The sequence below is a fragment of the Burkholderia lata genome (assembly GCF_902499335.1).
Lineage (GTDB): Bacteria > Pseudomonadota > Gammaproteobacteria > Burkholderiales > Burkholderiaceae > Burkholderia > Burkholderia lata_B.
In genome coordinates this window covers 235,986-245,411 of the sequence record NZ_CABVQK010000005.1, presented here as the reverse complement: position 1 = coordinate 245,411, position 9,426 = coordinate 235,986, and the positions used below count along the sequence as shown (strand labels likewise).

Here is a 9,426-nt window from a genome sequence, read left to right as displayed (position 1 = left end):
TTTCGCGCGCTTGATCAATACGGCTTGCTATTGATGTGCACGCGCGCGCTCGCTAACGATCGGCGATTCCTTCGATGCCGGGAGCGTACGGGTCCAGCAGTGACACGACGACCTTGCGCTCGCCTTCGAACGGGTTGCGGCCATGCGCGAAGCGCATGTTGTCGACCAGCAGGACGTCGCCTCGTTGCCATGGAAACGAGATCGCGCATTCGCGGAACGCGTTGCGGATCTGCTCGATGTCGGCAAGATCGAATGGGCTCCCGTCGCCATAGCAGGCATTGCGCGGAACTCGATCCTCGCCGAACAGGCTGACGATCGAACTGGCGAGCGATGCTTCCAGGTTCGAGATATGGAATAGATGCGCCTGATTGAAGAACACCCGGTCGCGGGTGACCGGATGGTAGGCCACACCCTGGTTGATCTGTGCGGTGCGTAACGTGTCGTCGTCGAGCCATTCGAGCTCGATGCCGTTGTCCGCGCAGAAGGCTGCAACCTGGCTGCGGTCGCTGGTCTGGAAGACGGTTTCCCACGGAATGTCGACGTGCCGCCGGTAGTGCCTGACATAGCGCACCTGTTTCGCCTCGAAGTGATCCAGGATGCGCGGTCCGATCCTGCGGCTCACCTCCCGCATGTCGGCAATCGGCGTTTCGCCGCCGGTCGTGGCCGGAGTCAGGCAACAGAATGCAACTCTCAGCGGCCAGCTTCGTTGATACGCGTTTTCGCAATGAAGTGCGATCGTCTCGCTCGGCGGATACTCGGTTGCGGTGAAGATGCCATTGCCGATCGAGGTGCGCGGCGTGGAGCGATAGACGTAGTCGGACTGATGGGCCGAAATCGCGTGAGAAAACGCTTCGAAGCCGCTCACGGATGAAACGTCGAAGCCACGAAACAGGAGTGCGCCATGTTCCAGAAGCCGGGATTCGAGTGCCACCCGGTTGTCGTTCACCGCCTGCGCGATATCGCGCCCGTTCGACACGGGCTCCAGCAGCCACGGAGAGCTTCCCTCGGCAAGCAGCTTGCGTTCCGTCATGCCCAGCATCGTCAATAGTCCTTTCCTGAACGTGGATCACGGCGAAACCGAACGGATCGGTCAGCGTGGTCGCGCCGCGGTGCGGCTATGCACGGCAGGCCGTTTCCACGGCATGCTCGAAGCGATTGAGAATTTCGTGGATATCCGCTTCCGAAACGATCAGCGGCGGCAGGAACCGGAGTACCGCGCCGTTGCGCCCGCCGGTTTCGATGACGAGCCCGTTTCGCAGGCAGTTCCGCTTGATGGCTTTGGCCAGTTCCGCATGGGGCGGGCCGGTTCGGCCGTGGGTGCCGGGCGTGACGACTTCAGCGCCGATCATCAGGCCGCGGCCGCGTATCTGGCCCAGGCAGGGGAAGCGTTCGGCAAGCCCTTCGAGTCCGGCAACCAGGAGTTTGCCGACTCTGTCCGCGTGCGCCGACAGATCCTCCCGTTCGACGATGCGCATGGTCGACAAGCCGGCCACCATCGCAATCTGGTTGCCTCGAAAGGTGCCGGCATGCGCGCCGGGCGGCCAGGTGTCCAGGCGTTCGTCATAGACCACCACCGATAACGGATAGCCGCCGCCGAATGCCTTCGACAGCACCAGTACGTCCGGCCGGATGCCGGAATGTTCGATAGCGAACAGGGCGCCGGTTCGACCGAGTCCGGTCTGCACTTCATCGACGATCAACGGGATTTCATGCCGTAGCGTCAGCTCGCGCAACTCGATCAACCAGTTGTCGGGCGCAGGGATGCAGCCCCCTTCGCCTTGCACGACTTCGACGATGATTGCCGCCGGTTTCGTGATCCCGCTTTCGGGATCGGACAGGACGGTCCGGATATAGTTGATGCTGAGTTGATCGGTCGCCGAGCCGTCGGTGCCGAACGGGCAGCGAAAGGCATACGGATAAGGCAGGAAATGAACGTCGCGTCCATTGCCGCCGGCCGACTTGGGCGTGAGATTGCCCGACGCGGCGAGCGCGCCGGCCGTCATGCCGTGGTAGGCGCCGTGGAACGCCATGATCGTCGGGCGGCCCGTATAGTGCCTGGTCAGCTTGATCGCCGCTTCGACGCCATCCGCCCCGCTGGGACTGCAGAACTGGATCTTGCCGGATTCGGCGATCTTCCCGGGCAGGAGCGAGAACAGCTGCTCGACGAACGCGTGCTTGGCCGGCGTCGCTAGGTCGAGTGCCTGTTGCATTTGATCGGACGACAGAAACCGCATGACGGCTTCATTGACTTCCGGGTGATTGTGTCCGAGCGCGAGCGTACCCGCATTTGACAGGCAGTCGATGTATTCCTGCCCGTCGGAGTCGCGTACGCGTACGCCTTTGGCATGGGTAAACAGCCGCGGGAAAGAGGTTGCGTAGGTTCGCGCCTTCGATTCGACCTGCTTCAGATACTCGAGTTTTTCCATACGCGCAGATCCGGCTTGCGAGGCGGATTGATGGACACTGGCGCACGAGAATCGCTTCATCCTGGCCAATGGTGTAACGGTACGACCCGATTGGAGCATGCTCTCCGTATCACGTCTGTCACGTAAAAATGGGACATCGGCAATGCGACGTCACGACGTCATGCGATTGCCTCCCGATCATCGAAGCGTGGCTTCCGGACGCGGCGTCAGGCAGGGATGGTCGAGCAGAAATAATCGATGGTCCGCCGGAGCCCCGCTTCGAGCCCGATCGTCGGTTCCCAGTCGAGGTGGGCGCGTGCGAGGCTGATATCGGGGCAACGTTGTGTCGGGTCATCCTTCGGCAGCGGACGGAATACGAGCCGCGACTTCGAGCCGGTCAGGCGCAAAATGATCTGCGCAAGTTCGCTGACCGCGATCTCGTGCGGATTGCCGAGATTGATCGGGCCGGTGAGTTCCGCGGGCGTGGCCATCATCCGGATCAAGCCGTCGACCATATCGTCGACATAGCAGAATGCCCGGGTCTGGCTGCCGTCGCCATACAGCGTGATGTCTTCGCCGCGCAGCGCCTGCACGATGAAGTTGGAAACCACGCGGCCGTCGTTGGGATGCATGCGCGGCCCGTACGTGTTGAAGATGCGGACCACCTTGATTCGCACGTTCTGCTGGCGGTGATAGTCGAAGAACAGGGTCTCCGCGCAACGTTTGCCTTCGTCGTAGCAGGCGCGCGGCCCGAGCGGGTTGACGTTGCCCCTGTAACTCTCCGGTTGAGGATGCACATCGGGGTCGCCGTACACCTCGCTCGTCGAGGTTTGCAGAACGCGCGCATGCGTGCGCTTGGCGAGCCCCAGCATGTTGATCGCGCCCATCACGCTGGTCTTGGTGGTCTGCACGGGATCGAATTGATAGTGGATCGGCGAAGCCGGGCAGGCGAGGTTGTAGATCTCGTCCACCTCCACGTACAACGGAAAGGTCACGTCGTGGCGCAGCGCCTCGAAGCTCGGGTTGCCGAGCAGCGCAGCCACGTTCTGCTTCGTGCCGGTGAAATAGTTGTCGACGCACAATACGTCGTGACCGAGTTCGACCAGGCGCTCGCAAAGATGCGAACCGAGGAAACCCGCGCCACCTGTTACGAGGATTCGCTTTCGATTACGTTGCACAATTGCACTCCAAGTATTGCGCGCGGGGAAGCGACGCGGCCTCCCGGCATGCTTGACCGGCCCGCGGCTCCGGCATGGGAGCGGATAAGGCGCGCGGGCCGTTTCATTCGACGATCACGGCACCGGCCGGCACGCCGATCGCGATGATCGGCCCGTCATGCCTGCAGTGAGCTCAACGCGACGTGTTCCACGCGCCGCAGGCGGGCCGCGATGATGCCGGCCATCGTCCGCATTTCGCTTCTCAAAAAGAAATGATCGCCTTCGATGACGTGAAAATCGAAGCGCCCGGTCGTCTCGGCGCCCCAGCCTGCAACGGCATCAACGGGGACCTCTTTATCCGCCCGGCCCGCGAACGCGGTGATGTCCACCGCCAGCCCGCGCCCGGGCACGGGCCGGTGGTTTTCGATCATCGTGAAATCCGCACGCAGCGCCGGCATCAGCAGCGCCATCAGTTCGCTGTTGTCCAGCACTGCCTTCGGTGTGCCGCCCATCTCGCGCAGCGCATCGATGAAGGCGCGGTCGTCCAGCGCCTGCATGCGTCGATCGGGGCGCACCTTGCCCGGTGCGGCGCGCGCGCTCACGAACAGGTGCCGCAGGTTCGGTTGCGCGTGGGCGGGAAGCCGCAGCGCCAGTTCCACGGCAATAGCTGCGCCCATGCTGTGTCCGAGCAGGGCGAAGGGACGATCGAAGCAGTCACCCAGGTCGCACAGCAACGTGTCGACCAGCGTCGACATGTCTCGTACGGCAGGTTCGGACAGGCGGCCGCCTCGGCCTGCAAGTTCATGACGGCGCACTTCGATGCCGGGCAACAAGGCTTGCAGCGCACGATAGACGGCGGCCGAGCCGCCCGCATAGGGAAAACAGATCAGACGCATGCGAGCGGGTACCCGAGCGGCTCACTTGCGGCTGGCGCACAGGCGATCGCGCTGTGGAAATTCACGTGTTCGGCGTTTTTCACCATTCAAGTTCCAGTCGTTGTTGCCATGGCGAGGCATCGGCAATCTTCACTCGGAGAGCAACGGGTGCGGCAGCAACGCGCGCCTTGGTTCACACTCCGATAGCCGGTTCGTCACCGCTGTACACAGGCAGTGCGTCAAGCACATCGGAAGTCATGGAAGCATTGATTGGCTTCATGAAAGCTCAAGGTGCGCGCCGCGCGGATTCGGAATGCGTCCGATCCGGTTGGGCATGAGTTAAACATGAGGCTGCGTGGATGTATGTCGTAGGAAGAGGGGACGCGCGTAGTCGACCCTGTCGAACTCCCCCCTATCTGAATGAATGGAGGCGGCGCAGACACCAGGGAGTGCCGATATTCATTTCCGGTTGGTGTACCGGTTTCAGGCGCACAGGTTGACGTGCGCCGTTGCCAACCCGCTTGCTCGCGATCGGACAGTTGGTTATTCTGATGCGCATGATCCATTCGCACATCCGTTCGATTATTTGCGCCGCAACGTTGCCGGCGGGATAGCGATCGACTGAATGGAAATCGTCACAACCCGCCCGGAAGGCGGGTTTTTGCTTTCTGGGCATTCGATGGAGAGCCTGGAAATGCAGACAGGGAAGTCACTTCACGCGACGGCATTGAACGATGCCGTGTTGCTCCACATGGTATGCGGCAAGATCGCGTCCGGAAAATCAACGCTCGTCGCGCGGCTCGCGAGCGCCGCCGGGCCGGTCGTTTTGATCAGCGAAGACGCATGGCTCGCGCGGCTCTATCCGGGCGAGATCCTGTCGATCGACGACTATGTCCGGTGTGCAACGCGCGTCGGCGACGTGATTGCCGATCATGCCCGCGCGGTGCTGCGGGCCGGTGTGTCGGTGGTGCTGGATGTTCCGTTCAATACCGTCGCCGCGCGCGCGTGGGGGCGCGCCGTTTCGCAGGCCGCCGGCTGCGACCATCGACTGCATTACCTCGACGTCAGCGATGCCGTTTGCAAGGCACGGCTGCACGCGCGCAATGCGCGAGGCGACCATCCGTTCCAGGCGTCGGACGCCGAGTTCGAACGGATCACGAGGTACTTCGTCGCGCCGGCCGTGGCGGAAGGGTTGAACATCGTGGCTTATGACGAAGCCGGTTCCGTCAGGCCGGCTTCGTAACGGTGCGGCAGAGTGGAGAACATGGAATATCCGTCTGAAACGCTCGATCTGCCGATGGTGCAGGTGCTCGCCGGCACGATCGCATTGAGGGACGACCGGATCGGGCGCGCATGGTGCGTCGATCTGCAGCGCTTTGCGATCGGCCGCTATCCGGTGACCCAGGCGCAATACGCGGCTGTCACGGGGCAATCTCCGTCGTCGCATGTCGGCACGCAATGCCCGGTGGAGAACGTATCGTGGATCGATGCCGTTCGGTTCTGCAACCGGCTGTCGATGGCGGACGGTCTGCATTGCGTTTACGAAATCAACGAAGACGGAACGGGTGCGTCCCCGGTTCCGGGCGGCAACGGCTATCGGCTGCCCACCGAAGCGGAGTGGGAGTACGCGTGTCGCGCGGGAACGCATGGCCCGCGGTATGGCGAGCTCGACGCCATCGCGTGGTACCGGGAAAATTCCGGCGGCCGCGCGCACGATGTCGGTCAGAAGCAGCCCAACGGCTGGGGGCTGCACGACATGCTGGGCAATGTGTGGGAGTGGTGCGCGGATCAATACGACCCGGAAGTCTACGGTTCGTATCGCGTGTTTCGTGGCGGGGGCTGGGCCGATGTCGAACGGAGCTGCCTCGCGACGAACCGCCGCCGCAGTCATCCGACCTTTGCGATCGACGATCTCGGGTTTCGGGTGGCGCGGTCTCTTGATGCGGGTGAAGGGCGACCCGCGCGCGTCGAGCGTGGATCGTCCGGGGATTGACCGTGGCCGCCCGTAGCGGCAAGTCGTGTCATGACGGCTCGACTGCGGCCTGCGATGGTCGCGTGCCGCACGGATCGATTATCGTCCCGCCCCGGCTTCATTCGATCCGGAGCGGGACGGCCGGTCATTGAAACCAGCGTTGCGGCGCCGGCGATCAGGTGAGTTCGCCGGTGATGAATTGCGCACGCCCTCGACCGAATGACCAGTCCGCGTCACCGTTCTCGACGATGGACACGATGACGTCGTCCGGCGAGATGCCGCATTGCGTCTGCAGGTTCTCGACGAGCAGACGATAGAACGCGATCTTCTGCGATTCGGTGCGCTGGCGGCTCACTGCCGTCAAAAGCACCACGTCCCGGGATCGCGGATATCCGAGGCCGGTGTCTTCCAGCACGAGTTCGCCGGGGCGATGCTGCGTGACGGACTGGTAGCGATCGGTCGCGGGGACATCGAACGCCTGCACCATCGCGCGATGTGCAGCGTCCAGCAGCGTGCGCACCTGTTCGTCGGTGCGGCCCTCGATGAGGTCGAATTTGAGCATTGGCACGGGAATTTCTCCTGGGTTGGGATAGCGTCGGCACGGCATGCCGCTTTTTTCAGAGGTGGCATGCCATGGTTCATACGGACTGCTTAGTTGAAAGAGCAGGGATTGGCCAGAGCGATCGTCGCACTTACTGCTGGCGGCGCGCGAACGATACCGGATAGGCGGCCGAACGTGCATTGATCATCGGGTCTTCCGCCTCGATACCGGCCGGCAGTGCGTTGGGCAGGAACAGCAGACGGCGCTGCGCCGCCGCATTGTCGGCCACCGCTTTCGTGATCGAGATCGTGCCGAGTTCCACGGTGCGATGGGTGTTCGACCATACGATGGACGGGTCGTCGAGCTTGTCGCCGGGCTGGGCGATCTGCAGGACCAGGCGGAATCGAATCGGCGACTGCGCGACGCGCTGGCGGATTTCCGCTTGCAGGTAGTCGGGTGCCACCTTCGCCGCCTCCGCATCCGGCACATAGTGCTCGCCGTCGGCCGGCAGCATCTGATAGCGCCCGTAGGTCACGGCGCCTTTCGCATCGATGAAGCGGAACGTATTGACGCCGAAGTACGGCAGCGTCGCATAGCTGGCCGGGAACGGCTTCGGTGTGGTGAGAAATGCCTTCGCGACCGGGTGGCTGTCCAGATAGGTATCCAGCGGCGTCGGCTTGGCCGCATTCGGGCCACTCGTGCCGATCGCGATCAGCAGATCGCGGAAATCGTCGGCCGTCGGCGACGGAAATCCGTTGAACGAATGCGCGACGATGTCGGTATCGCTGCCGTCCGGCAGCTTGAACTTGATGGCGAAACCGCGTGGCGACGCGAGCGGATGGTTGTCTGCGATATCGGGAATGCCGGCAAAGTCGGAGAAGCGCACGACCACCGGGACGGCGGCCTGGAAGTGCGGCGCCTTGCTGACGGTAGGCGCAGCGGCGCTCGGCGTAAACGACCCTTCGAGCACGATGCCCTTGGCATGCACGGCGCGCGCGCCGGGATGCCGGCCAAACACGCCGTTCAGCGCATCGACCAATTGCGTGGGGGACGACTTCTGGCCGACGGAAGGCGCCGGCGTTTGGGCGGACGCAGCCTGCGCGGCCGCGAGGCCAAGCAGGATCGCCCAGGAAAGGTTGGACGCGGATCGTCTCATGATCGGAACTCTTCGGTGGGTTGGGGACGGGGACGGCAACACGAGTCTAGTGCATATTAACAATAATGACAAATAGATGTGTTGTTATTGTTAATATGGCCCGGTCGGGCCCTTCCGTCGCGAGGCTATAATCGACCGCTCACCCGCCGATCCGAACCCTTTTCCCGTGACTACCAAGAACGACGTCCTACGCGCGCTGCAACGAGAACCGCTGACCGTCGTGCAGCTCTGCGAGTCCCTCAATGTGACGCGCACGGCGATCAACATGCAGTTGAAGCAGCTGGAAGCGGAAGGGCTCGTGCGTCGGCACAAGCCGGTGCAGACGGGGACACCGGGCAAGCCGGCCGTGCTCTACGAAGCTGCGCCGGGCAGCGAGGACGCGGCATCGAGCGCGTATCCGGCGTTTCTGCTGGCGTTGCTCGCCACGCTTCAGGCGCATCTCGACGAACGCCAGCTCGAAAAGGTGCTCGTTGAAACGGGCCGGCGTCTGGCACGCGAGAACGGCCTGCCGGCGTCGGACGACTTCGACGCGAACCTGGCCAATGCGATGGCCGTCGTCGACGCACTGGGCGCGCACACCGAAGCGGTTCCCGACGGCAATGCGATCATGGTCCGCAATTACAGCTGCCCGGTCGCGAGCGCCGTGCGCGAAACGCCATGCGTGTGTCGCGCCATTGCCGCCTATTTTTCCGAAGCGACGGGGCGCACGGTCACGGATCATTGCCTGCGCGAGGGGCGCCTCATCTGCCAGTACCGGATCGCGAAGAAGTAGCGACACCGATCGGCGCGCGTCGCGTTTTTGCGTACGTGCAGGTTGCGTCGTCTTTGCGATCGGCCCGTGTGCGGCATCGGCAAAAAAGCAGATGCGCGGGAAAACGCAAGGCATCTGAATGTGTCGGACGATGCGCTTCGTCTTTAGAATGGGCGGCGAGCATGTCGAGCCCTGGAAGACAACGCGGTATCCGACGAGGTGCCGTCAAGCCACCCGATATTTTAGGAGACATACGATGCAACACCGCCCGAAGGCCGTCCCGACGCAGCAGGTAGCGAACGAGCGCGTGATCGTCACCGAATGGCGATTCGCACCCGGCGCCGAGACCGGCTGGCATCTCCATCAGCATGATTATGTCGTCGTGCCTCAGACGGACGGGCAGCTTCTCCTCGAAACCGCGCAAGGCAACCGGGAGTCGCAACTGCACGCCGGGCGCAGCTATGCGGGGCTGAAGGGCGTCGAGCATAACGTCGTCAACGCGACCGACCACGAAGTGGTGTTCGTCGAGGTCGAGATACTCTGAGGCGCGTGTAAAGCCCCGCGAGCAA

At 63.1% G+C, this 9,426-nt stretch carries 10 protein-coding genes; 4 read left to right on the top strand and 6 right to left on the bottom strand.

The window, feature by feature from the left end:
• Nucleotides 1-52: 52 nt before the first annotated feature.
• The 4 genes from BCO18175_RS14430 to BCO18175_RS14415 all read right to left on the bottom strand — a co-directional run bounded on the left by BCO18175_RS14430 (nt 53) and on the right by BCO18175_RS14415 (nt 4,458).
• Complete coding sequence (locus BCO18175_RS14430) at nt 53-1,039, bottom strand: TauD/TfdA family dioxygenase (protein ID WP_174982248.1); 987 nt, start codon at nt 1,037-1,039, stop codon at nt 53-55.
• A gap of 76 nt (nt 1,040-1,115) precedes the next feature.
• Nucleotides 1,116-2,426 (bottom strand): diaminobutyrate--2-oxoglutarate transaminase family protein, encoded by a 1,311-nt coding sequence (locus BCO18175_RS14425; RefSeq protein WP_174981812.1) that lies wholly within the window; start codon nt 2,424-2,426, stop codon nt 1,116-1,118.
• Nucleotides 2,427-2,632: 206 nt separating this feature from the next.
• Nucleotides 2,633-3,583, bottom strand: coding sequence for a UDP-glucuronic acid decarboxylase family protein (locus BCO18175_RS14420; RefSeq protein ID WP_174967190.1), 951 nt, complete (start codon nt 3,581-3,583; stop codon nt 2,633-2,635).
• Between the two features lie 155 nt (nt 3,584-3,738).
• Nucleotides 3,739-4,458, bottom strand: a complete 720-nt coding sequence (locus BCO18175_RS14415; protein ID WP_174967189.1) for a thioesterase II family protein — start codon at nt 4,456-4,458, stop codon at nt 3,739-3,741.
• Nucleotides 4,459-5,131: 673 nt separating this feature from the next.
• Between BCO18175_RS14415 and BCO18175_RS14410 the strand changes: the two genes are divergently transcribed.
• Together BCO18175_RS14410 and BCO18175_RS14405 are read left to right on the top strand one after the other, a co-directional pair.
• Nucleotides 5,132-5,680: an AAA family ATPase gene (locus BCO18175_RS14410; RefSeq protein ID WP_174981810.1), complete on the top strand. Its 549-nt coding sequence runs from the start codon at nt 5,132-5,134 to the stop codon at nt 5,678-5,680.
• Nucleotides 5,681-5,701: 21 nt separating this feature from the next.
• On the top strand, nt 5,702-6,430 hold the full coding sequence (locus BCO18175_RS14405) for a formylglycine-generating enzyme family protein (RefSeq protein WP_174982246.1): 729 nt from the start codon (nt 5,702-5,704) through the stop codon (nt 6,428-6,430).
• 154 nt (nt 6,431-6,584) lie between these two features.
• Here the strand turns inward: BCO18175_RS14405 and BCO18175_RS14400 are convergent, their stop codons facing one another.
• Together BCO18175_RS14400 and BCO18175_RS14395 are read right to left on the bottom strand one after the other, a co-directional pair.
• Nucleotides 6,585-6,971 carry a tautomerase family protein gene (locus tag BCO18175_RS14400; RefSeq protein WP_254608091.1) on the bottom strand — a complete coding sequence of 129 codons (387 nt, stop codon included), beginning with the start codon at nt 6,969-6,971 and terminating at the stop codon, nt 6,585-6,587.
• A 130-nt stretch (nt 6,972-7,101) separates the two neighbouring features.
• On the bottom strand, nt 7,102-8,106 hold the full coding sequence (locus tag BCO18175_RS14395; RefSeq protein ID WP_174981806.1) for a catalase family peroxidase: 1,005 nt from the start codon (nt 8,104-8,106) through the stop codon (nt 7,102-7,104).
• 166 nt (nt 8,107-8,272) lie between these two features.
• Here BCO18175_RS14395 and BCO18175_RS14390 point away from each other — a divergent pair, with 166 nt between their 5' ends.
• Together BCO18175_RS14390 and BCO18175_RS14385 are read left to right on the top strand one after the other, a co-directional pair.
• A complete protein-coding gene (locus tag BCO18175_RS14390) occupies nt 8,273-8,878 on the top strand; it encodes a helix-turn-helix transcriptional regulator (protein WP_174967186.1) in 606 nt (201 codons plus the stop codon).
• A 235-nt stretch (nt 8,879-9,113) separates the two neighbouring features.
• The gene (locus tag BCO18175_RS14385) at nt 9,114-9,401 is read left to right on the top strand and encodes a cupin domain-containing protein (RefSeq protein ID WP_174981804.1); all 288 of its coding nucleotides are present in this window, start codon (nt 9,114-9,116) and stop codon (nt 9,399-9,401) included.
• Nucleotides 9,402-9,426: the final 25 nt, after the last annotated feature.

Bases quoted from the DNA above. Each gene is read 5' to 3' on its own strand.
- BCO18175_RS14430 (WP_174982248.1), bottom strand. From the start codon at position 1,039: ATGCTGGGCATGACGGAACGCAAGCTGCTTGCCGAGGGAAGCTCTCCG.
- BCO18175_RS14415 (WP_174967189.1), bottom strand. From the start codon at position 4,458: ATGCGTCTGATCTGTTTTCCCTATGCGGGCGGCTCGGCCGCCGTCTAT.
- BCO18175_RS14400 (WP_254608091.1), bottom strand. From the start codon at position 6,971: ATGCTCAAATTCGACCTCATCGAGGGCCGCACCGACGAACAGGTGCGC.
- BCO18175_RS14425 (WP_174981812.1), bottom strand. From the start codon at position 2,426: ATGGAAAAACTCGAGTATCTGAAGCAGGTCGAATCGAAGGCGCGAACC.
- BCO18175_RS14405 (WP_174982246.1), top strand. From the start codon at position 5,702: ATGGAATATCCGTCTGAAACGCTCGATCTGCCGATGGTGCAGGTGCTC.
- BCO18175_RS14395 (WP_174981806.1), bottom strand. From the start codon at position 8,106: ATGAGACGATCCGCGTCCAACCTTTCCTGGGCGATCCTGCTTGGCCTC.
- BCO18175_RS14410 (WP_174981810.1), top strand. From the start codon at position 5,132: ATGCAGACAGGGAAGTCACTTCACGCGACGGCATTGAACGATGCCGTG.
- BCO18175_RS14385 (WP_174981804.1), top strand. From the start codon at position 9,114: ATGCAACACCGCCCGAAGGCCGTCCCGACGCAGCAGGTAGCGAACGAG.